This is a genomic window from Phenylobacterium sp. (assembly GCF_024508875.1).
In the GTDB taxonomy this organism is placed as follows: Bacteria; Pseudomonadota; Alphaproteobacteria; order Caulobacterales; family Caulobacteraceae; genus Phenylobacterium.
The window spans coordinates 1-21,481 of sequence record NZ_JANINU010000293.1 but is presented as its reverse complement, the minus strand read 5'-3'; the positions used below and the strand labels follow the sequence as shown (position 1 = coordinate 21,481).

Genomic DNA, 21,481 nt, shown 5'->3' with positions numbered 1-21,481 from the left:
CCCGCGGCAAGAAGTACGGCCTGCAGACCATGTGCGAAGGCGGCGGCATGGCCAACGTCACGATCGTCGAGCGCCTCTAGCCCTTCGATCCGAAATGCGGTTTTGAGGGACGGCCGGGGGAAACCCCGGCCGTTTCCGCTTCTGGGGTTTGGACATGGCAGGCCGCGTCGTCGCGATCACGGGCGCTTTCGGGATTCTGGGGCAGGCAGTGGCAAAGGCCGCGGCGGCGCAGGGCTATCGGCTAGCGCTGATCGACTTCGCCCAGGCGCCACCCGCGGGCTCGCCGGCCGGCGACGACGTGCTGGTGCTGGGAGGCGTGGATCTGACCGATACGGTACAGGCCGGGGCAGCCATGGACGCGGTTGCCGACCGGTTTGACGGGATCGATGTGCTGCTCAACATCGCCGGCGGCTTCACCTGGGAGACGCTGCAGGACGGCTCGATCGGCAGTTGGCCGGCCATGCACCGGCTCAATGTCCTCACCGCGGCCAACGCCAGCCGCGCGGCGGTTCCGCACCTCAAGCGCAGCGCCGCCGGCAGGATCGTCAACGTCGGCTCGGCCGCGGCGCTGAAGGCTGGTCTGGGCATGGGCGCCTATGCCGCCGCCAAGGCCGGAGTCCACAGCCTCACCCAGGCCCTCGCGGAGGAACTGAAGGGCGACGGCGTCACCGTCAATGCGGTGCTGCCCTCGATCATCGACACGCCGACCAACCGCGCCGACATGCCGGACGCCGACTTCGCGGCCTGGGTGGCGCCCGACGACCTGGCGACGGTGATGCTCTTCCTGGCCAGCGAGGAGGCCCGCGCGGTCACCGGCGCGCTGATGCCGGTGACGGGCCGCGTCTGAGCGCACGCTGCAATCGCGGCGATCCCTTGCCTGGTAAGGGATTGCGGCATCGGCGCCTCACTTCCGCACGAACTTGCGGCGCGTGGTTCATGGTGACGCTTTTCGTCACGTATCCGTCGCACAGCCACGCTAGGGGCCGCCCCACGCGCTTTGCGTAGGGGATAGACCAATGACCATGTCACGTGCGCGGCTGCTGGCCGCGGCGAGCGCCTTCGCCATGTTCGCCGCGCCGGCGATGGCCGAGGAGGCTCCGGCGATCGAGGAGATCGTCGTCACCGCCCAGAAGACCCAGCAGGCCGCCATCGACGTGCCGATCTCGCTGACGGCCTACGGAGCCGAGCGGCTCGAGGCCCTGGGCGTCCAGGATTTTGCCGACCTGTCGCTGTTCACGCCGGGCTTCGAGGTCCAGGACCAGTCGCCGAACAATCCGGGCTTCGTGATGCGTGGCATCACGTCGGACTCCACCGACAGCTATTCCGAGGCGCGTGTCTCGGTATTCCAGGACGGCGTCTCGATCTCCAAGGCCCAGGGCGCGTACGTCGAGCTCTTCGACCTGGAGCGCGTCGAGGTCGCCAAGGGGCCGCAGTCCACGCTGTTCGGCCGCGGCGCTCTGATCGGGGGGGTCAACCTCATCCAGGCAAAGGCCTCGACGGCCGGTCTCGACGGCTACGCCAAGGTCGAAGGCGGCAACTACGGCTATCGTCTCGGCGAGGCGGCGGTGAACCTGCCGATGACCGACCAACTGGCGCTGCGCCTGTCGGGGCGGGTCAAGTCCCGCGACGGCTACGTGAAGAATGCGCTGGGCGACGACGCCTTCCAGTCGGTGGACACCAGCGCCTTCCGCGCCGCGCTGCGCTTCGAGCCCAGCGACCGGGCCAAGTTCGACCTGATCGCCAACTACCAGAAGGACGAGCCCACCGGCACGTCGTTCAAGTCGCACGGCTTCCGGCCGACGGACCCCACGACCGGCCAGGTGCTGGGCGACACCCGTCCGCAGAGCGCCGCCGCGCTTGTCGCGCCGCTGAACTTTGAGAGCGGCAAACTGGGCGTCGACCGCATGGTGACCGGCTACACCGGGCTCGCGGAGTTCAAGCTCACGGACGCGATCACGCTCAATTCGATCAGCGCCTACCGCCGCTATCGCAGCAAGGAGATGTTCGATCCCGATGGCCTCTCGCTGGCCATCCTCACCGGCTTGAACGACGCCAAGGGCGAGCAGTGGAGCCAGGAGTTCCGGCTCAGCTACGACAACGGCGGCCGCTTCCGCGGCTTCGTGGGCGGCGACATCTTCAAGGCCAAGGACGAGCAGCGCGTGCCGCTGCAGTTCGACGAGCGCATCGGCCTAGCCGTCGTCACCGGCCAGCTCAACGCCGGCGCGGCGGGCCTCGGCCTGCCGGCCGATGTGCCGGCGCCGGCCGCCGTGTTCGGCAACACCGCCTTCACCGGCGCCCTGCTGCGCGGCCTGGTGGCCCAGCTCAGCGGCAACCGCGTGGTGCTGTCCACGGCCCAGGCGGCGGCCATCGCCGCCAACCTGCGCTCGAACCACATCGAGCAGACGAACAGCTCCAGCGACCTCGACTCGTTCGACGTCTTCGCGGACGGCACGTTCAAGGTGACCGAGAAGCTGGAAGTCTCGGCAGGCGTGCGCTTCACCCGCGACGAGAAGACCACGGGCTTCGGCTCGCGCGTCGTCGGCGGCCGCAGCGTGCTGGGCGGAGCCATCGGCGCGGCGCAGCTCGCCGCGACGGGCACGCCGGCGAACCTCGCGACGGCGCAGGCCATCCTCGGCGCCCTGTCGCTGCCCACCGTGCAGCAGATCCCGGCCAGCCAGTTGCCGCTGTTCGGCGTGACGTTCCAGCCGACCACGAACAACGGCGACATCGCCAAGCAGGACCTCACCGACGACGGCGTGACGTGGCGCGTGGTGGCCCGCTATGCCGCCTCGGACAACGCCAACCTTTACGCCTCGTTCGCCCGCGGCCGGCGGCCCGAGGTGCTGGCCGCATCGGGCCCCGCCGCGCCGGGCACGCCGCCCCGGTTCGCCAACGTCGCCGCCGAGACGGTCGACAGCTACGAGACCGGCGCCAAGCTGGCTCTGCTGGATCGGCGCCTGCGCCTGGACTTGGCGGCCTACCGCTACGATTACCAGAACTTCCAGACCGTCGAGCAGCAGGGCACGTTGTTCGTCATCACCAACGCCGGCAAGGCCAAGGCGTACGGCCTGGAAGGGCAGGCCGACTGGGCGGTGACGTCCTATCTCGACCTGCTGGCGACCTATGCCTACAGCCACGCCCGCTTCGACGGCGGCGCCTACGACGGTAACCGCTTCCGGCTGTCGCCCGACCACTCGGTCTCGATCGCCGCGTCGCTGCGCGTGCCGATGCCGGTGGGCGAGCTGACGATCCGGCCCAGCTACACCTGGCAGTCCAAGGTCTTCTTCGACGACACCAACGACCTGCCGAAGTTCCAGACCGGCAACTTCGTGCCCGACAAGGTGCAGGACGAGTTGCAGAAGGCCTATGGCCTGCTGAACCTGCGGGTCTCCTGGAGCGCCCCGGACTCGCCGCTCAGCCTCGAGGCGTTCGCCACCAACCTCACCGACGAGGACTACATCATCGACGCCGGCAACACCGGCGACAGCCTGGGCCTGCCGACGTTCATCGCCGGCGCCCCGCGCATGTTCGGCGTGGGCCTGACCTACCGCTGGAAGTGACGGTCAGCGGGCGGGCGTCAGGCGCATGATCGTCTCGGCGTCCGCCTCCACCGCGCCCCGGCTGAACCGCAGCGGCACATAGGAGCCGGCGGCCCACAGCGGGAACAGGTCGCGGTAGTGCGGGCTCATCGGGTCGCCGGACTGGCCGGGCGTGTTGATGGCCACAGAGTTGTCCCAGGCGCCCACGTCCAGAACGATCCGCACCGAGGCCCCGGCCGTCTGCTGGAAGTCGCCCGGGCGCCAAGTGGCGGCGCGCGGCGTCGAGGCCGAGCCCGGGACCTGCAGCGGCCCGACGGTCATCTGGGCCGCGAGCTGCGGATCGGCGAGGGCGGCGACGGCTGGAACGAACTTCGCCTGGTGCAGGCGGCCCCAGCTCCAAGTCGCCATGTCCGCGCCGAGGCGGCCCGTCAGCTCGGCGACGGCGTCGGCCAGGCTTGAAAGCAGGACGGGATCGCGGACCTTTGCCGGCTGACCTTCCAGCCAGGTGAGTGTCGGGTCGGGCGAGCCGGCGCCGACCAGCTTGCGGGCCGCTTCGGGCAGGCCCGCCGCCTCCGCCGTATGGCGGGTCAGATGCTTCACCGCCCAGGTCTCGTAGATCGCCGCGGCGGCGCTGTCGGTGGTTTCGTTCGCGTCCCAAGCTTTCAAGAGGCGCAGCGCCTCCGCCACGACTGGGTCGGGGCTCGAAAGGTCCTTCACCAGCGCGATGCCGCGCCGGGCCTGAGGACTCACGCTGTCGGTCTGCAGGGCCATGGAGTCGGCCAGCGTGGACTTGGGTAGGCTGTCCAGCACCTCGTGGATACGCTGCGTGCGGGTGGGGTCGGCCCACTCGTACCCCAGCTTGCGCTTCTCCCGCGGATAGGCGGGCTCGGCCGGAATGTTCATGGCGTTGGCGGTGGCGAAATAGCCCTCGGCCGGATTCTTCGAGACCGGCAGCCCGCCGTCCTCAACGAAGCCGGCCCATTCGTAGCGGCCGTCGCCGGGCACAGGCATCAGGCCGTCCCAGTTGGGGCGAACGGGGGTGCGGCCGGCGGCCGACCAGCCGATGTCGCCCTTGGCGTCGGCATAGACCAGGTTCAGCGGCGGGGCGCCCCACTTGTTGCGCGCGACCTGGAAATCGTCCCAGCCCTTCGCACGCCACATCCGCGATGAGCCGAAGTAGCCGGCCAGTCCCGGCTGGTTCCAGATGGTGCGGATGGCGAACGCCTGGCCCTTGGCCTCGTCCTGCCAGACCACAGGGCCATGCCGGGTGTAGTGCAGCTCGACCTCGCGCGGGGCCTCGCCCTTCACCTCGATGGTCTCGCGGACCACCTTCATCGGCTCCAGGCCGCCCTTGTAGCGGTAGGCGTTCGCCTGGGTTTGGTAGGCGTAGAGGTCTTCCTGGTCGATGTAGAAGATCGTCAGGCCCCACGACACCGCGCCGTTGTGGCCGAAGGAGACGCCGGGCAGGGCGGGTTCGCCCGCTCCGATGATCGACAGCCCCGGGGCGTCCAGATGGGCGATGTAGCGCAGCGACGGCGCGCCCACCGGCCGGTGCGGATCGTTGGCCAGGATCGGGCGGCCCGTGGCGCTGCGGGCCGCCGAGATGGTCCAGTTGTTGGAGCCTTCCGCCCCGCGTTCGTCGATCACCTGGCCGAGAGGTTTCGGCGCGAGCGCCTTGAAGCTCACGGCCTCGGTGGCCAGCACATAGTCCTTCAAGACGTCGGCCGGGACGGCGCAAGGGTCCAGGCCCTTGGGGACAACGACCTTGTGGGCCGGCTCAAGCTTTCGGCGCAGGGTGTCGGCCGCAGGTCCGCCAGCGCAGATCGTCCGCGCGCGCGCCACCTCCGACGTGACGTTGGAGACCAGGGCGTGGCTGCGGATGCGAAGGATATCCTCGGGCGCCCACGCCTCGGGCTGGCTGTCCGTCAGCTTGAACTCGACGGGGAGAGGCCGCTTGCCCGCCCTCACCTCGGCGACGTAGGCGTTCACGCCGGCCGCGAAGGCTTCCACGGCTTCCCTACCGCCCGGATCGTAGGCGGCCCATTCGGCGGTCATGTCTCCCCGATACAGGAACAGGCGGGCCGCGCGGTCCTGCGCCACATAGGCCGGACCGAAGCTGGCCGACAGGCGACCCAGGCCGCGCTTGCGCCACAGGTCGATCTGCCAGAGGCGGTCGCGGGCGGCGTTCCAGCCCTGGAGGAAGAAGGCGTCGCGCGACGAGGCGGCGTAGATGTGCGGGATGCCCCACCGGTCGACGATCAACTCGGCCGGCGCCTGCAGCCCCGTGACCGCGGCTGCTTCCTGATGGACCGCGCCGGAGATCTCGGCGTGGGCCGCCCCCGCCATCAGGACCGCCGCCAAGCTACCGACCACTTGGCCCCGCACCGCGCCACGCATCATCACGCCCTCCCCTAACCGTTGGACGAATAGTGGACCGAGGACCGCTATCCCGTCACGCGGCGCTTGCGCTTCCGCGCAGGTCATCCGCTAGGGTCTACGCGCTCACGAAAAGGGGATTCCCAAATGATCGGCTACGCCACCATCGGCACCAACGACCTTGAGAAGGCTTCCAAGTTCTACGACGCGGTGCTCGCACCCCTGGGCGGCAAGCGCACCTTCGCCAATGGCGACCGGATGCAGTTCTATGGCTCCAGCGCCACGCCAGGCATGATCGCCGTCAGCAAGCCCTACGACGAGCAGCCGGCCACGGCGGGCAACGGCACGATGTTCGGCCTGCCGGCGGCCACCAAGGAGCAGGTCGACGAGGCGCACGCCGCGGCCCTGGCCGCCGGCGCCACGTGCGACGGCCCGCCCGGCCAGCGCCTGCCGACGTTCTACGGCGCCTACTTCCGCGACCTGGACGGCAACAAGATCTGCGTCTTCAAGATGGGCTGACGCCCGCCGGCGCGCCCGCCGTCCCCGAGGCGGCGGGCGTGACCCGCCACACAATGCCGCCGACATCGTCGGCCACGAGAAGCGCGCCCTTCGTATCGACGGTGACGCCGACGGGTCGGCCCTGGATCTTGTCGTCGGCGTTCAGGAAGCCGGTTAGGAACGCCTGCGGCGGCATCTGTGGCCGCCCATTCGCGAAGGGCACGAACACCACGCGGTAGCCGTTGAGCGGTTTGCGATTCCACGATCCGTGCTGGCCGATGAACGCGCCGCCCTTGTACTGCGCGGGGAATGTCTCGCCCCGATAGAAGGTGAGGCCCAGGGACGCCGTATGCGGCCCGAGGCCGTAGTCGGGCTTGATGGCCGCGGCCACGAGCGCGGGGTTCTGCGGCTTCACCCGCTTGTCCACGTTCTGGCCCCAGTAGCTGTAGGGCCAGCCATAGAAGCCGCCCTCCTTCACGCTGGTGAGGTAGTCCGGCGGCAAGTCGTTGCCGATCTCGTCGCGCTCGTTGGAGACTGTCCACATCGCGCCGGTGCCCGGTTCGAAGTCGATGCCGTTGGGGTTGCGGATGCCCCCCGCGAAGACGCGGGCCTTGGCGGTCCTGAGGTCGAACTCCCAGATGGCGGCCCGGCCCTGCTCGTTCTCCATGCCGTTCTCGCCGATGTTCGAGTTGGACCCCACGGTGGCGTAGAGCTTCGAGCCATCGGGACTGGCCACCACGTTCTTCGTCCAGTGGTGGTTGATCGGCGGGCCGGGCAGGTCGAACACCTTGGTTCCCGTCCCGGGCACGGCCGTCGCGCCCGTCTGATAGGGGAAGGCGACGACCCCGTCGGAATTCGCCACGTAGAGCAGGCCGCCCACCAGGGTCATCCCGAACGGCTGCTTGAGCCCCGTCGCGAAGTCGTTCTTGGTTTCCGCGACGCCGTCACCGTCCGCGTCGCGCAGCAGGACGATCTTGTTCGGGCTGGGCCGAGCGGAGCCGACCTTCTTCATCAGCATCTTCTGGAAGAAGCCCTTGATGCCCTGGTTCGACTTGTCGGCCTTGCTGGGCTCGGACGACGACAGCGCGGCCAAGACGTCGCCGTTCGGCAGCACCAGCAGCCAGCGTGGATGGTCCAGGCCCTCGGCGTAGCGCGTCACGACGAAGCCGGGCGGAGCCTTCGGCGCGGCGCCTGCAGGCCAGCCGACCACCTCGGGTACGCCCACGGTCGGGATGAGGCCCTTCTGCGGGCCCTTTAGCGCCGGATTGGGGCCGAAACCCACGAACGGATCGTCCGAGCCGGCGGACACGCAGGACGAAAGCAGGACGGCGGCGACGGCCGTAGCCAACCAGGCGGACTTCATGGATGCCTCCCTCCGACGACGATCTCTCAACGCTGACGCCACGGCGCCGTTGCGCCGCGACGGGAAACCCGATGCACTGGCGGCCGAGGAAACGAGAAGAGGGCGGGGCCCATGGACCTCACGCTTACCCCGGAACTGGCGGCCTTTCGCGATGAGGTGCGCGCATTCCTGGAGGCGCACAAGTCCGAACACGAGGGCGGCGCGCCGAAGGACCCCAGGGCCTGGCAGCGCCTGCTCATCGACAACGGCTATGCCGCCCGCACCATCCCGCGCGAGTACGGCGGCTATGGCGCCGAGCCCGATATCCTGAAGGCGCGTATCATCGCCGAGACGTTCATCGAGGCGAACGCGCCGCGGGGCATGAGCGGCCAGGGCATCTCGATGCTGGTCCCGACGCTGCTGGAGATGGGCTCGGAGGAGCAGAAGCGCCGGTGGATACCGCCGACGCTCAGCGGCGAGATCATATGGTGCCAGGGCTATTCCGAGCCCGGCGCCGGCTCCGACCTAGCCAACCTGCAGACCCGGGCCACGGAGGACGGCGAAGATTTCATCATAAATGGTTCAAAAATTTGGACTTCTACCGCTGCGCAGGCGCAGATGATGTTCTGCCTCGTGCGCACCGAGCCCGACAAGCCCAAGCATGAGGGGATCTCCTATGTGCTCTTCCCCATGAGCACGCCGGGGATCGAGGTGCGTCCGCTGACCACCATGACCGGTCAGGCTGAGTTCAACGAGGTGTTCTTCACGGACGTGCGCGTGCCGCAGGCGAATGTGGTGGGCGGGCGCGGGCGGGGGTGGCAGGTCGCGAACACTACGCTGAAGCACGAGCGCGGCATGCTGGGCGATCCGAACGCCACAGAAGCCCGACTCAAGTCGCTGATCGAGCTGATGAAAGCCGAAACGATCGATGGTGAGCGGATCATCGACAACCCGGTCTTCCGCGACCGGCTGATGCAGCTCCAGGCGCGGGTGCTGTCGATGAAGTTCAACGGCCTGCGCACCATGACCGACGACACCGCCGGTCTCGCCCGCCTGGTCGTGAAACTGCAGGGCTGCGAGCTGAACCATCAGCTCGCGGCCCTGGCGATCGACGCCCTCGGCGAGCTGGGCATCCTCTACGAGGACGGGCCGCACCTGCGCGCCAAGGGCCGCTGGCAGTGGAACTACATGTTCGACCTGGGGCTGATCATCGGCGGCGGCACCGCGCAGATCCAAAAAAACATCATCTCCGAACGCGGCCTCGGCATGCCGCGCGAGCCCAAGACGGTGGAGGCCTGAATGCGGTTCGCGCTTTCGGAAGAACAGACCCTGCTGCAGGACAGCCTGAACCGGGCGCTGGCGGACCTCGTGCCGCTGGAGCGCGTGCGCCGCTACCCGGGCGAAGGGGGGCCGGCGGAGGTGGCCGACGTCTGGATGCATTTGGCCGAACTCGGCTTGCCGGGCCTGACGATCCCGGAGGAACAAGGCGGTCTGGGGCTGGGCATGCTGGAGGCGGCGCTGGCCAGCGAATCGCTGGGCAAGGTGGCGGCGGCCTCGCCGTTCATCGGAGCGACCGTGCTGGCGCCCCTGGCGCTGAAGCTGGCCGGGACCGAGGAGCAGCGCCGGCTCTGGCTGCCGAAGCTCGCCACCGGCGCCGTGACCGTCGGCGTCGCCATCTCCGAGCCGATCGCCGGGGCGCGCGACGGTGGCGGCGTGACCGCGGCGAACGGGCGGCTGTCGGGCCAGGCGCTGTTCGCGCTGAACGCCACGGGCGCGGACCTGCTTCTGGTCGCGGACAGAAGCGGCGGGCTGCACCTGGCGCGCACCGCCCACGCCGCCGAGCCGATGCCCAGCATCGACGTTACGCGCCGGCTGACGGCGCTGACCTTCGAGGACACCCCGGCCGAAGCGCTTGCCTCGAACGGCGCGCTGGACCGTCTGCGGGATGCCGCGTGGATCATGCTGGCCGCGGACACCCTCGGCGCCGCGCAGGCCATGCTCGACAAGGCCGTCGCCTACGCCAAGGAGCGCAAGCAGTTCGGCCGCACGATCGGCAGCTTCCAGGCCGTGAAGCACCTCTGCGCCGAGATGGCCGCCGAGCTCGAGCCGGCCCGGGCGCTCGTCTGGTACGCCGCCTATGCCTTCGACCACGCGCCGGACGAGGCGCCGCTGATGGCGGCTCACGCCAAGGCGCATCTGTCGGAGATCGGGCGCTTCATCGCCCGCACGTCGACCGAGGTGCATGGCGGCATCGGCATGACGGATCTGCTGGGCCTGCACTTCTGGTTCAAGCGGATCGGCCAGAACCGGCAGTTGCTGGGCGGGCCCGAGAAGGTGCGCGAGATCGCGGCGCGGATACAGGGCCTAGCGGCCTGAGAGGAGAAGGGCGATGCCCGACGGCGCAACGCAGGGTCTGATCGACGACCGGTACGCCAGGGTCAAGGCGGCGTTCGAGGAGAACTTCAACCAGGGCCAGGACATCGGCGCGTGCTTCTGCGCCACGGTCGAGGGCGAGACCGTGGTCGATATCTGGGGCGGCTTCGCCGATCCCGCACGGACGCGGCCCTGGGCGCGGGACACCATCGTCAACGTCTATTCGACCACCAAGACGATGACGGCGCTGACCGCCCTGCTGCTAGCGGACCGTGGCGAGCTCGACTTCGAGGCCCCGGTCGCGAAGTACTGGCCGGAGTTCGCCGCCAACGGGAAGGCGGACGTGAAGGTCAGCCACCTGATGAGCCATTCGGCCGGCCTGTCCGGCTGGAGGGAGAAGATCTCGACCGGCGACCTCTACGATTGGGAGAAGATGACGTCGCTGCTCGCCGCCCAGGCCCCCTTCTGGGCGCCGGGCACCGCGCCCGGCTATCATGCGCTGACCCAGGGTTACCTCGTCGGCGAGGTCGTGCGGCGGATCGCGGGAAGGTCGCTGGGGACGGTCTTCCGCGAAGAGATCGCCGAGCCGCTCGGCGCCGACTTCTGGATCGGCCTGCCCGCGTCGGAGGACGAGCGGGTCGCCGAATTGATCCCCCCACCGCCCGGGCCGCGGGACCCGAACGCGACAGAAGTCCAGCGCAACATGTGGGACAACCCGGGCATCGACGTCGGCGAGACCAAGACCCGCGCCTGGCGCGGCGCCGAGATTCCGGCAGCGGGCGGAACGGGCAACGCCCGCTCGGTCGCGGAGATCCACGCGATCCTGGCCAACGGGGGTGTCGCGAAGGGACGACGGTTCATGTCCGAAGCCGGCTGCCGCAAGGCGCTGGAACTGCAGGTCGAGGGCCGGGACTTGGTGCTGGGCGTGCCCGCCCGCTTCGGTCTGGGCTTCGGCCTTTCCGGCGGGATGCTGCCGTTCCCCAACCCGAACACGATCTACTGGGGCGGCTACGGTGGCTCGCTGGTGATCATCGACATGGACGCTCGGACCACCTTCGCCTACGCGATGAACCGGATGGCGCCGACGACCCAGGGCGACCTCCGCGCGCTGGGTCTCGCCATGGCCATGTGGACGGCGATGGGAACCATCTAGCCTTACCCCGACCTTCGTCGGCGGAGGGCGAGCCAAGTCAGGCGCGGAGCCTCAGTGCTTCACGTGCTCGGGCTTACCCTTGCGCTTCGTGTGGGCCATCTTCTCAAGCTCCTTTTCGGACATCGACATCATCGACTTCGACGCGCCCTGAAGCTTGCTCTTCGGGGTGTCTCCGCGCTTCGCAGAGAGGGCGGCGCCGGCGGCCTTCTGCTGTGCTGCGGACTTGGCGGGCATGGTCTTGCTCCTGTGTCTGACGTTCGCCCGGTGCAACCCTCTCGGAGGCGGCTGGTTTCATCACGCCTCGCATGTTGAATTCTCCGCGCTCCGGGCAAGGCGACGCCAGGGTGCATCTCGTCGCGCAAGTGGCTGATGCCGGGCAGCGCAATGCCGATATCGAAGTCTGTGAGGTGTCAGCGACGGAATCTTTTCAAAGCCTTTAGAATTCCATGCCCCAAATGCAACCTGAGCGGGGGCTTGCAGGGTCAGGGGGCATCCTGGTGGCGGACGAGGTGGCGCAACCACCGGCGGCGGGCGGGCCCGTCGATCTGACGGCCGTGCTCGACGCGTGGCCCGAATGCGCGCGCGTGCTGTCGCTGTCGGGCGAGATCCTGCACATCAATCCGGCGGGTGAGGCCCTTGTGGAATTGCCGCTGGACAGGGTGCGGGGGCGTTCGTGGCCCTTACTATGGCCGCCGGAGTCCCGTGGGCCGATGCAGGACGCCATCGCCGAGGCCGGTTCGGGCAAGGTCGGCCGGTTCCGAGGAGTGTGCCTCTCGCACAACGGCAACCGCCTCTGGCTCGACACGGTCGTGGCGCCGGTGCGGGACGCCGCGGGCCAGATCGTCAACCTGCTGGCCGTCTCGCGCGACATCTCCGACGCGATGGAATCGCAGGCCTTCCTGGAAAGCCTGGTCCGTCTCCTGCCCAATCCGATCCTGGCCAAGAACGCCCGCGACGGTCGCTATGTGCTGATCAACCAGGCCGCGGAGGAGGCCTTCGGCCTGTCGAGCGCCCAGGCCATCGGCAAGACCGCCCATCAGCTCTTCCCGCAGAACGAGGCCAGGGGTTTCGCCCAGGAGGACGCCGAGGTGGTCGCTTCGCGCACCACGCGGGTCTCCGAGGAGGAGCCGATCACCACGCGCGCCGGGGTGCGCTATTTCACCACCAAGAAGTTCGCGACCTACGACGGGGACCAGGCGCTGCACCTCGTGACATTGGGCGAGGACGTGACGGAGCGCCGGGAAGCGGGGGCCGCGCTTCGCAACGCGCTCGCGGAGGCCGAGCAGGCCAACCGCGCCAAGAGCGAATTCCTGGCCAACATGAGCCATGAGATCCGCACGCCGCTGAACGGCATCGTGGCGGGCGCCGACATGCTGGCGCGAGCCCGCCTCGAGCCGCGTGCGCGCGAGCTGGTGCAGATCATCGCGTCGTCGGCGGCGAACCTGGAGCGGTTGCTGTCCGACATCCTGGACCTGGCGCGCATCGAGGCCGGCCGTATCGCGATCGAGGAGACGACGTTCCACCTGGGCGAACTGGTACGCACGACGGCCGCCCTGGCCAGGCTGCAGGCCGACGAAAAGGGCGTGGCGCTGGAGGTTGAGGTCGCGCCGGACGTCGATCGCCCGTTCCATGGAGATCCGCACCGCATCCGGCAGGTGCTGCAGAATCTGCTCTCGAACGCCGTGAAGTTCACGGAGAAGGGTTCGGTCGCGGTGTCGGCGGCGATGCAGGGCCCGGGCGTGCGCGTGACGGTTCGCGACACCGGGATCGGCTTCCGCGCCGAAACGAAGGACCGGCTGTTCCACCGCTTCCATCAGGCGGACGGCTCCATCACCCGTAGGTTCGGCGGGACCGGTCTCGGCATGACCATCAGCCGCGAGTTGGTGGAGCTGATGGGCGGCGTGCTCGATGCGGAAGGGCGTGAAGGGCAGGGGGCCGCCTTCTGGTTCGACCTGCCCCTGCGGCGTGCAGAGACCGTCGAGGCCGTCCACGAAGCCGTCCACGCCGAGGCACCGGACCGCCCCCTGCGCGTGCTGCTGGCGGACGACCATCCGACCAATCGCAAGGTCATAGAGCTGATGCTGGAGGACCTGGCCGAGCTGGTGAGCGTGGAGAATGGCGCCGAGGCGCTGATGGCGCTGGGGACGGACGTCTTCGACCTGGTGCTCATGGACATGCAGATGCCGGTCATGGACGGCCTGGAGGCCACCCGCCGCATCCGCGAGACCCAGGCCGCTGCAGGCCAGGCGCCGATCCCCGTCATCATGCTCACCGCAAACGCCCTGCCCGAGCACGTAGCCGCCAGCCGCGCCGCAGGCGCCGACCTTCACCTGGAGAAGCCCGTCACACTGACCGGCCTGATCGAGGCGATGAACGACGTGCTGGCCGCCGAGGATGGCGTGACGGCTCAGGCCGTCTAGCGGCCCTCGGCCTTCTCCGCGAAGCGGTCGCGGGTCCAGGCGAGCAGTTCAGACGTGAAGGGCGCGTCGGGCGCTAAGAGCGAGAGGTGGTCGCGCCCGGCATAGGTGCGGTAGTCGACCTCTTGCCCCTGCGCGCGCCATGCCGCCACGAACCGGTCCTGGACGGTCGGAAGCACGAGATCGTCGGCGAGCCCCTGGGCGATCAGCACGGGCGCCGCGAGCCGGCCCTGAGGCGTGTTTTCTGCAAGGCGCCGTCCGAGCGGGCCCAGGGAGGGCGGGCGGGCAAAGAGGCTTCCGCCGGCGGCCTTCGCCTCGATCGCCGACACAAGCGCCCGCCGGTCGCTCATGCACCGGCTCGCCATGTCGTAGGCCAGGGGGCGCACGAGAGGCCGGACGTAGCCGTCGAACGTCACGTCCGGATAGGCGTCGGCATAGGCTCTCATCACATAGCTGGACAGCATGCGGCCGACCACGGTGTGCTGCACCTCTTCCAGTAGCGCCGGCAGGTCGCTGGCCGGCGCGGCGGCGGCGACGCCCGCGATGCGGACATCCGGGGCGTAGGCGGGCGCGATCAGCCCGGTCCAGAGCGCCGCGCCGCCGCCCTGCGAATGGCCCCAGACCACGACGCCGTCGGCCAGGCGCTGGCCCGGCAGCCGGCGCGCCGCCCGGATCGAGTCCAGCGCCGATCGCGCCTCGCCCTGGCCGATCAGGTAGGGGTGCGGTCCCGCGGTTCCGAGCCCTTCGTAGTCCGTGGCGACGATAGCCCAGCCTTGCTCCAGCGCCCGGGGAATCGCCCCCATCCCGGCGAACGGCTCCCTAAGGAGCGATGGCGCGCAGCCCGGTTCGACGCCCGTCGTGCCGTGCGTCCAGGCCACCACCCGCAGCGGCGCCGCGCCGGCGGTGGCGGGAACCACGACGAGGGCGCTGGCCACCGCCGGGCGGCCGTCGTGACGCGTCGTGCCGTAAAGGATGCGCCAGCCCCGAGCGCCCGGGGGCGCGCCACGGCCAAACGCCTCGGCGCGGATTAGGGCGCCGGGCTGGAAGGGCGAACTCGCGGGCGGGGCATAAAAGGCGTCCGGCGGCGTGGGCCGCGCCCAGAGCCAGATCGAGCCCACGCCGACGAAGAGCAGCACCGCAAGTGCGGCGAACGCGATCCCCGCCCAGCGCAGAAGGCGCCGCGCGATCACGCGGACGCCTTCGTCATGTCGTGCGGCCCGCCCATGCGATCCTTCCCCGAACCCGCCGTGCCGGCCGGCGGAGAGTACCGGAGGCCGCCGTGGCGGCAAACGCCGTCAGAAGTAGTCCTTCAGCACCAGTTCGACGGTTTCCCCAGTGGACAGGGTCACCTTGAGCGGGACGCCGGCAGGTCCGTTGCGCAGAGCGGTGATCCCCGGGACACCCAGTTCGCTCACCGGCTTGCCGTTGAGAGCGGTGATCTGCTGTCCGACCTTCAGTCCGGCGAGGGCCGCGGGAGAGCCCTCGGGAACCAGGCCCAGCGTGGCGACGCCGCCCGACATGCGGGTGAGCAGCCCCGAACGGTCCTTCGGGAACGGCGCGCCGATCGCGTCCGCGCGCGGCTTCAGCAGCAGGCGACCCCGCGAATAGTCGGTGGTGACGTCGAACCGGCCCAGGATCGGCATGCCGATGTTCCCGGAGGTGTGGCCGGTGTTGAAGGCGCTGTTGTCCTCATCGCCGAAGACGGCGGGAATGTCGCGCAGCGTCACGCCCGCGATGGTCAGGGTCTTCACCGAGGCCACGGTGCGCGGCCGGATACCGCCGACGGCGCCCGACAGACCCTTCGACGTCGGCCGGTCGGCGAGCATGCCCTGCGGCTTCCAGTAGGAGGGGAAGACCAGTAGCGGCTGGCCGTTCCCCAGGTCGAAGTCCATCAGCACAGGCTTGCCGCCCTCGATGGACGCGGGAATGGCATGCAGGCCCGAGACGTTGCTGACGGGCACCGCGACCGCACCGGGCTCGGGCTTGAAGCGGGCCGGATCGTGGAAGGTGATGGTCTTGTCGGCAAAGTCGAGCTGCACCGTGAGCGCGTTCAGCACCTCCTTGCCCAGGACCACGGGCAGCGGGCGGCCGATGGCGGCGGCGATCGGTTTCAGGTCGAGCAGGGCCACGGTCATGTCGCGCAGCTCGACGTCGCCCACCTTGATGGTCACGCCGCTGGCCAGCTCGGCCACGTCGCGGCCGCCGGTGCCTACCGCATCGACGACGGCCGTCGGCTTGATCCCGAGGCTCTCGGCGAAGGCATTGTCCAGCACCGTGGTCTCGGCGCCGCTGTCCAGCATCACCGGGGCCGGCACGCCGTTCACCGTGGCCGGAATGTTGATGCGCGTGCCGGCGAACAGCTCGAAGGCCAGCGGGTCGGTGTGCGCGCGGCCGGCCGGGAAGGTGTAGAGGCGGCGCGAGGCCGGCCGCTTGTAGGCTGCGGGCGCCGGCGCTGGGTCGATGTCGACCTCGGTGAGGGCGAGCGTGGTCGCCGTGCCGTCTTCGGTGCGCTGGACCTGGCGGAAGGGGACGCGGACCCCTTCGACCATCCGCCAATCGTCGAAGCGGGTGATGGTGGTGGCGCCCTCCTCGGTCGTGCGGTCGGCGATCAGGGCTCCGCTGGCGGGATCCAGCAGCAGGTCGTAGCGGCTCGCGGGGTCGAAGGTGACGCGCAACACCTGGACCGTCTTGCCGTCGAAGGTCTCGCCGGCCTCAAGCGACACCTTGGCTTTCGAACTCCGAAGGGCGTCGTCGAAGGTCGTCAGCCGCCGACGTTCGGCTTCCTTGGCGGCCGCTTCGCCGGCGTCCTCGACCTGGCCGCTGAGCGTCACCGTCCAGCCGGCCATCCCGACGATCGCGCGGTGGGTCACCGCCGAGCCCTGGGTGATCCGCTCCATCAGCCTGCCGGGTTCGACCCGGCGCTCGATGACGCCCTGAAACCGCCCGTTGTCGGTGGTGCCGCGAACCAGGATGCCCCGGGCCTTCTCGAAGGCCGGACCACCCCGCCAGGCCACATAACGGCCGATGGCGTCGGCGGCAGGGTCGGCGAGCGCGGCGGCGGGCGCGGCCAGCGCCAGGGCGGCAGCCGCGGCGGCCAGGTAGCATTTCATCTCTAATCTCCGGAGGCAGGGCTGGTGAGGGCGTCGAGTCCAGGCGGATGCGAGCCGAACAGCGAAGGGTCGAAGGCAAGGGGCTCGCCGCGCGCGTGGGCGCCAAGACCGATCTCGGCGGCGAGGCCGCTGTGGTGCAGGCAGGCCAGATAGGGGCTGTCGCTCCAGACCCCATGGCGACACTTCCGTCCGTCGCGGGAGAGGAGCGCGCTGAGGTGCTCGATCCCGTCGGCGACGACGGTCACCTGCAGCCCCGGCCAGGCAGCGAGCTGCGCCGGCGCGGTGGGCTGGCTGATGGTCGGCACGGTGCTGTTCACCGGCGTGTAGACCTGGCCCAGGACGCGGACGCCGCGTGCGGCCGCCTGGGCGAGATCGGGCTCCAGGAGCTCAAACGGGCCCGGGAACAGGTCGAACAGCAGTACGGACTTCGCCGCGGCGATCATGCCGCGCGCGCGCGCCAGAACCTGATCGGGTGTCCGCAGCGTATAGAGCCGCGCCTCGGCCTCGGGCGCCTTCAGCTCGGCGAGCGCGGTCAGGGCCGAGCGGCTGCGCTGCTCGAAACGGGCCGAAAGCTGGGCGATCAGCTCGGTCGCGGGCGCGGCGCGCCAGGTTTTGCTCTCGCCCTCGTCGACCAGGACCGCGCCTTTCTGCGCGAGGGTCTCCAGCGCCTGGTAGGTATTCGCCGCCGCCTTGCCGACAGCCTTGGCGAGCCGATAGCCGGTGGACGGCCCCAGGCGCGTGAGCTCGCAGAACAGCAGCGCCTCGATCTCGGTGAACCCGAGCTCCAGCAATGCGGTTTCCGGCGTGGTAGTAGTCATGACTACTACTTCTCTGCCATGGCGGGCGAAGTCGAGTTAAACTGTCGTAAGGCGCGGCTCGCGACGTGGGCGGGACTGGGGCCGTTGACTGACGCTGAGAGAGCCAGGGTCCGCTTTACGCCGTAAGGCCGATGGTCGGCCGGAAGACGGACAGGGAAGCATGAGCGCCTTCAAGGACAACCTGCTGGCGGGCATGACCGCCTTCGTGGCGGGCGGCACCAGCGGCATCAACCTAGGCATCGCCAAGCGCTACGCCGCGCTGGGAGCGAAGGTCGCGGTGGCGGGCCGGAACCCCGAGAAGGCGGCGAATGCGGCGGCGGAGATCGGCGGCGGCGCGCTGGGACTGTCCTGCGACGTGCGCGACTATGCCCAGATCCGCGCGGCGCTGGAGGAGGCCAAGGACAAGCTGGGGCCGCTGGACATCGTAGTCTCGGGCGCCGCGGGCAACTTCGTGGCCCCGGCTTTGGGCATGTCGGCGAACGGCTTCAAGACGGTGGTCGACATCGACCTGAACGGCACCTTCAACGTCTTCCGCGCATGCTACGATCTGCTGGCGCCGAACGCCTCGCTGATCGCCATCACGGCGGGGCAGGCGGTGAACCCTTCGATGATGCAGGCCCACGTCTGCGCGGCGAAGGCGGGCATCAACCAGTTGATCCGCGTGCTGGCCATGGAGTGGGGCCCCGCCGGCGTGCGGGTGAACGGCATCTCCCCCGGCCCGATCGCGGGCACCGAGGGCATGGCGCGGCTTAGCCCCACCCCTGAGTCCGACAAGGCGATCACCGCCCGCATCCCGCTGCGCCGCTTCGGCCAGGTGGAGGAGGTGGCCGAGAGCGCCGTGTTCCTGGTCAGCGACTCGGCGCGCTACGTCACCGGCACGATCCTCGACTGCGACGGCGGCTCCCAGCTCGGCGACGCCCGCGACCGTCAGGCGGCCGGCGGGCTCAGCTAGTCTTCCGCGATCTCGCTGGTGCGCCGTGTCTCGGGCATCCGCAGATAGACCAACAGCGAGATCGCGATCATCGCTGTGACGTACCAGTAGAAGCCGCGCTCCAGCCCGATGCTCTTGAACCAAAGGGCGACGTACTCGGCCGTGCCGCCGAAGACGGCGTTGGCCAGGGCGTAGGGCAGGGCGACCCCCAGCGCGCGGATATGCGCCGGGAATAGCTCGGCCTTCACCACCGCGTTGATCGCCGTGTAGCCGGTGACAATCACCAGGGCGCCCAGGGCAAGCAGGAAGGCCGTGAAGCTGTCGCTAGCGTCCTCCAGCAGGCGGAAGATCGGCCAGGTCAGCAGGGCGCCCAGGGTTCCAAAGCCGATCAGCAGCGGCCGGCGGCCGATCTTGTCGGACAGCCAGCCCGCCACGGGCTGCAGCAACATGAAGACGAACAGCGCCGCCGCCGTGATCTCGGTGGCCGCCTCGCGGCTGAAGCCCGAGGTGTTGACCAGGAACTTCTGCATGTAGGTCGAGTAGGCGTAGAAGGCGAGCGTGCCGCCGGCGGTGAGCGCGATCACCAGCAAAGCCTGCCGCGGGTAGTGCCGGAAGAGGATCCAGCCGCTGGACCCCATGCTGGCCGTAGCCTTCACATTGGTGAAGCTCTCAGTCTCGACCAAGCCGCGCCGGATGTAGAAGACAACGATCGCGAGCAGGCCGCCGATGGCGAACGGGATGCGCCAGCCCCAGGCTTCGAGGTTGGCCGCCGGCAGCGTCGCCTGCAGGATCAGCAGCACGCACAGCGCCAGCAACTGGCCCGAGATCAGGGTCACGTACTGGAAGCTGGAGAAGAAGCCGCGCCGGTCACGGCCGGCCATCTCCGAGAGATAGGTCGCCGAGGCCCCGTACTCGCCGCCCACGGACAACCCCTGCATCAGGCGCGCGAAGAGCAGGATGAGCGGAGCGGCCGCCCCGACTTGCGCGTAGGTGGGCGAGATGGCGATGAGGAGCGAGCCCAGGCACATCAGCGTGACCGAAAGCGTCAGGCCCGCCTTGCGCCCCCGCCGGTCGGCGTAGACCCCCATGATCCACGCGCCCAGCGGCCGGACGATGAAGCCCACGGCGAAGACCGCCGCCGCGCTCAGCAATTGGGCGGTCGGGTCGTCGGACGGGAAGAAGGCGGGCGCGAAATAGAGGGTGAAGGCGGAATAGACGTACCAGTCGTACCATTCGACGAGGTTGCCGGTGGAGCCGCCCACGATGGACTTCAGGCGACTCCGGCCCGCCGACGACTCCGACACCTGCATCCGCTTCCTCGTTGTTGCTTGCCGATCCTAAACGGTCCGGCGCCGCACTTTCCGCCATGCCGCCCTCCGGTTGGGCGCACCGCTCGCTCAAAACGCGCCTGACGCAGCGGAGGGCTGGACGGCGTCGCCCAACCGTGCGCCGACTGTCACACGGGTGTCGTGTCGAGCGCCGGGGGGCGGAATGAGCGAGCTTCTCGTTCGGCTGGAATGGTTCAAGGCCGTCGTGCTGCCGCACGAGGGCGCGGTGCGCGCGCGGCTGAGACGCATCTGCCCGCCCGGCTTCGACATCGACAACCTGGTCGCCGAGTCGCTGTCGCGGGCCTACCAGGCGCAGGACTTCTCGCGCGTGACCGCCGGCCGCGCTTATCTCATGACGATCGCGCGCAACCTGCTGATCGACGCGATGCGGCGCGAGACCATCGTCTCGCTCGACTTCGTGGCGGACCTCGACGTCCTGCGGTCCGACGACGCGGCGGCGGAGCGACAGATCCAGGCGCGGGACGAGCTGCGGTGGCTGCAGGCCCTGGTCGACCGCATGCCGGCGCAGCCTCGTAAGGTCTTTCTGCTGCGACGCGTGCATGATCTTTCGCCTGCCACCATAGCGGGCCAGATGGGCTTGTCCGTTTCAACGGTCGAGAAGCATCTTGCCAAGGCGCTCCGGCTCGTGGCTGAGGCGCGGGCGGAACGTGAGGATCAAGAGTTTGGGCGAACCGCCCCACAGGAACTGCGACCGGCAAGCGATCGACGATCAGGCGGCCGCCTACGTCGCTAGACTTGCGTCCGGGGTCAGTCCCGCGGAGCGGCAGGAGATTTACGCCTGGGTCGGCGCCGATCCCTCGCACGCCGTCGCCTTCGCCCGCATGGAGGCGGCCTGGGAAGCTTCGGAGCGCCTGCGCGCCGCCCCGCCGCCCCTTGAGCTGCTGACGCCGGTCGGCGCAGAGTCGGTGCTGCCGCTGATGGCCCGTGGCTCCAGCCGGCGGAACCTGATGTTCGGCGCGATGGCCGCCGCCAGTGCGGCGGTCGCCGCCACGGTCGGCTGGCGGCTGCTCGACAATGTCGCGCTCTATCGCACCGGCGTGGGCGAACGGCGCGTGGTGGTGCTCAAGGACGGCTCGAGCGTCACGCTCAACACGGCCTCGACCGTGGAGGTGGCCTTCACCGCGCACGAACGACGCGTGCGCCTGGTGCGGGGCGAGGCCCTGTTCGAAGTCGCGCACGACGCCGCCAAGCCCTTCCTCGTCGATGCGGGCGCGGCCCGCTTCCGGGCGCTTGGCACGGCCTTCAATGTTCGCGTGCGTCCCGATGTCGTGGAGCTGACGGTGACCCAGGGAGTGGTGGCGGTGGTCGCGGGCGAGGGCGGGGTCGCACAGGCCCCGGCGGCTCGGATCGCGGCCGGGGGAGGCGCCGTGGTCCGATCCGGCGCAGTGGCGCCCACGGCGCTGGACGACCAGCACTTGCGCCAGCGCACGGCCTGGCAGGAAGGCGTGCTCGAGTTCGACGGAGAGTCGCTGGCCCAGGTGGTGGGTGAGTTCAACCGCTATCGCCGCCAGCCCATCGTCATCGGCGACGCGCGGCTGGAGTCGCTACGGATCGGCGGCCGGTTCGAGGTGGACG

The 21,481-nt window shown here is 69.7% G+C and carries 18 protein-coding genes; 11 read left to right on the top strand and 7 right to left on the bottom strand.

Annotated elements, in window-relative coordinates; translation table 11 throughout:
• The 3 genes from Q0L11_RS19520 to Q0L11_RS19510 form a co-directional block, all read left to right on the top strand.
• Positions 1-80 (top strand): hypothetical protein (locus tag Q0L11_RS19520; protein WP_367183470.1); only part of this gene is annotated, 80 nt, incomplete at its 5' end.
• Between the two features lie 74 nt (positions 81-154).
• Positions 155-847, top strand: a complete 693-nt coding sequence (locus Q0L11_RS19515) for an SDR family NAD(P)-dependent oxidoreductase (protein WP_296599460.1) — start codon at positions 155-157, stop codon at positions 845-847.
• 169 nt (positions 848-1,016) lie between these two features.
• On the top strand, positions 1,017-3,560 hold the full coding sequence (locus Q0L11_RS19510) for a TonB-dependent receptor (RefSeq protein WP_296599459.1): 2,544 nt from the start codon (positions 1,017-1,019) through the stop codon (positions 3,558-3,560).
• Positions 3,561-3,563: 3 nt separating this feature from the next.
• Here the strand turns inward: Q0L11_RS19510 and Q0L11_RS19505 are convergent, their stop codons facing one another.
• The gene (locus Q0L11_RS19505; RefSeq protein ID WP_296599457.1) at positions 3,564-5,939 is read right to left on the bottom strand and encodes a penicillin acylase family protein; all 2,376 of its coding nucleotides are present in this window, start codon (positions 5,937-5,939) and stop codon (positions 3,564-3,566) included.
• Between the two features lie 123 nt (positions 5,940-6,062).
• Between Q0L11_RS19505 and Q0L11_RS19500 the strand changes: the two genes are divergently transcribed.
• Positions 6,063-6,434, top strand: coding sequence for a VOC family protein (locus Q0L11_RS19500; protein WP_296599456.1), 372 nt, complete (start codon positions 6,063-6,065; stop codon positions 6,432-6,434).
• Here the strand turns inward: Q0L11_RS19500 and Q0L11_RS19495 are convergent.
• Positions 6,421-7,776: a sorbosone dehydrogenase family protein gene (locus tag Q0L11_RS19495; RefSeq protein WP_296599454.1), complete on the bottom strand. Its 1,356-nt coding sequence runs from the start codon at positions 7,774-7,776 to the stop codon at positions 6,421-6,423. The two genes, Q0L11_RS19500 and Q0L11_RS19495, sit on opposite strands and share 14 nt — an antisense overlap.
• Positions 7,777-7,887: 111 nt before the next feature.
• On the opposite strand from Q0L11_RS19495, the gene Q0L11_RS19490 reads away from it, so the two are divergent.
• From Q0L11_RS19490 to Q0L11_RS19480, 3 genes are read left to right on the top strand one after another with little or no spacing between them, the layout of a single operon-like run.
• Positions 7,888-9,054, top strand: coding sequence for an acyl-CoA dehydrogenase family protein (locus Q0L11_RS19490; RefSeq protein ID WP_296599452.1), 1,167 nt, complete (start codon positions 7,888-7,890; stop codon positions 9,052-9,054).
• Positions 9,055-10,131 (top strand): acyl-CoA dehydrogenase family protein, encoded by a 1,077-nt coding sequence (locus Q0L11_RS19485; RefSeq protein ID WP_296599450.1) that lies wholly within the window; start codon positions 9,055-9,057, stop codon positions 10,129-10,131.
• Positions 10,132-10,144: 13 nt separating this feature from the next.
• Positions 10,145-11,281, top strand: coding sequence for a serine hydrolase (locus tag Q0L11_RS19480; RefSeq protein WP_296599449.1), 1,137 nt, complete (start codon positions 10,145-10,147; stop codon positions 11,279-11,281).
• Positions 11,282-11,332: 51 nt separating this feature from the next.
• On the opposite strand, the gene Q0L11_RS19475 is transcribed toward Q0L11_RS19480, so the two are convergent.
• A complete protein-coding gene (locus Q0L11_RS19475; protein ID WP_068876506.1) occupies positions 11,333-11,515 on the bottom strand; it encodes a DUF3008 family protein in 183 nt (60 codons plus the stop codon).
• Between the two features lie 263 nt (positions 11,516-11,778).
• On the opposite strand from Q0L11_RS19475, the gene Q0L11_RS19470 reads away from it, so the two are divergent.
• Complete coding sequence (locus tag Q0L11_RS19470) at positions 11,779-13,701, top strand: PAS domain-containing sensor histidine kinase (RefSeq protein ID WP_296599447.1); 1,923 nt, start codon at positions 11,779-11,781, stop codon at positions 13,699-13,701.
• On the opposite strand, the gene Q0L11_RS19465 is transcribed toward Q0L11_RS19470, so the two are convergent.
• The 3 genes from Q0L11_RS19465 to Q0L11_RS19455 all read right to left on the bottom strand — a co-directional run bounded on the left by Q0L11_RS19465 (position 13,698) and on the right by Q0L11_RS19455 (position 17,626).
• Positions 13,698-14,888: a lipase family protein gene (locus Q0L11_RS19465; RefSeq protein ID WP_296599446.1), complete on the bottom strand. Its 1,191-nt coding sequence runs from the start codon at positions 14,886-14,888 to the stop codon at positions 13,698-13,700. The two genes, Q0L11_RS19470 and Q0L11_RS19465, sit on opposite strands and share 4 nt — an antisense overlap.
• Positions 14,889-14,993: 105 nt before the next feature.
• Positions 14,994-16,808 (bottom strand): aspartyl protease family protein, encoded by a 1,815-nt coding sequence (locus tag Q0L11_RS19460; protein ID WP_296599445.1) that lies wholly within the window; start codon positions 16,806-16,808, stop codon positions 14,994-14,996.
• Between the two features lie 2 nt (positions 16,809-16,810).
• On the bottom strand, positions 16,811-17,626 hold the full coding sequence (locus tag Q0L11_RS19455; RefSeq protein ID WP_296599444.1) for a TrmB family transcriptional regulator: 816 nt from the start codon (positions 17,624-17,626) through the stop codon (positions 16,811-16,813).
• A gap of 160 nt (positions 17,627-17,786) precedes the next feature.
• Here Q0L11_RS19455 and Q0L11_RS19450 point away from each other — a divergent pair, with 160 nt between their 5' ends.
• Entirely contained in the window at positions 17,787-18,578 is a 792-nt protein-coding gene (locus tag Q0L11_RS19450) for an SDR family oxidoreductase (RefSeq protein WP_296599442.1), read from the top strand.
• Here Q0L11_RS19450 and Q0L11_RS19445 read toward each other — a convergent pair.
• On the bottom strand, positions 18,575-19,867 hold the full coding sequence (locus Q0L11_RS19445; RefSeq protein WP_296599441.1) for an MFS transporter: 1,293 nt from the start codon (positions 19,865-19,867) through the stop codon (positions 18,575-18,577). The two genes, Q0L11_RS19450 and Q0L11_RS19445, sit on opposite strands and share 4 nt — an antisense overlap.
• 181 nt (positions 19,868-20,048) lie before the next feature.
• Here Q0L11_RS19445 and Q0L11_RS19440 point away from each other — a divergent pair, with 181 nt between their 5' ends.
• Positions 20,049-20,639 carry a sigma-70 family RNA polymerase sigma factor gene (locus Q0L11_RS19440; RefSeq protein WP_296599439.1) on the top strand — a complete coding sequence of 197 codons (591 nt, stop codon included), beginning with the start codon at positions 20,049-20,051 and terminating at the stop codon, positions 20,637-20,639.
• Positions 20,569-21,481, top strand: a 913-nt coding sequence (locus Q0L11_RS19435; protein ID WP_296599437.1) for a FecR domain-containing protein, incomplete at its 3' end; no start/stop codon positions are given. The genes Q0L11_RS19440 and Q0L11_RS19435, both read left to right, overlap by 71 nt.

Bases quoted from the DNA above. Each gene is read 5' to 3' on its own strand.
- Q0L11_RS19440 (WP_296599439.1), top strand. From the start codon at position 20,049: ATGAGCGAGCTTCTCGTTCGGCTGGAATGGTTCAAGGCCGTCGTGCTG.
- Q0L11_RS19460 (WP_296599445.1), bottom strand. From the start codon at position 16,808: ATGAAATGCTACCTGGCCGCCGCGGCTGCCGCCCTGGCGCTGGCCGCG.
- Q0L11_RS19495 (WP_296599454.1), bottom strand. From the start codon at position 7,776: ATGAAGTCCGCCTGGTTGGCTACGGCCGTCGCCGCCGTCCTGCTTTCG.
- Q0L11_RS19485 (WP_296599450.1), top strand. From the start codon at position 9,055: ATGCGGTTCGCGCTTTCGGAAGAACAGACCCTGCTGCAGGACAGCCTG.
- Q0L11_RS19500 (WP_296599456.1), top strand. From the start codon at position 6,063: ATGATCGGCTACGCCACCATCGGCACCAACGACCTTGAGAAGGCTTCC.
- Q0L11_RS19480 (WP_296599449.1), top strand. From the start codon at position 10,145: ATGCCCGACGGCGCAACGCAGGGTCTGATCGACGACCGGTACGCCAGG.
- Q0L11_RS19455 (WP_296599444.1), bottom strand. From the start codon at position 17,626: ATGACTACTACCACGCCGGAAACCGCATTGCTGGAGCTCGGGTTCACC.
- Q0L11_RS19450 (WP_296599442.1), top strand. From the start codon at position 17,787: ATGAGCGCCTTCAAGGACAACCTGCTGGCGGGCATGACCGCCTTCGTG.
- Q0L11_RS19475 (WP_068876506.1), bottom strand. From the start codon at position 11,515: ATGCCCGCCAAGTCCGCAGCACAGCAGAAGGCCGCCGGCGCCGCCCTC.
- Q0L11_RS19515 (WP_296599460.1), top strand. From the start codon at position 155: ATGGCAGGCCGCGTCGTCGCGATCACGGGCGCTTTCGGGATTCTGGGG.
- Q0L11_RS19505 (WP_296599457.1), bottom strand. From the start codon at position 5,939: ATGATGCGTGGCGCGGTGCGGGGCCAAGTGGTCGGTAGCTTGGCGGCG.
- Q0L11_RS19510 (WP_296599459.1), top strand. From the start codon at position 1,017: ATGACCATGTCACGTGCGCGGCTGCTGGCCGCGGCGAGCGCCTTCGCC.
- Q0L11_RS19445 (WP_296599441.1), bottom strand. From the start codon at position 19,867: ATGCAGGTGTCGGAGTCGTCGGCGGGCCGGAGTCGCCTGAAGTCCATC.
- Q0L11_RS19490 (WP_296599452.1), top strand. From the start codon at position 7,888: ATGGACCTCACGCTTACCCCGGAACTGGCGGCCTTTCGCGATGAGGTG.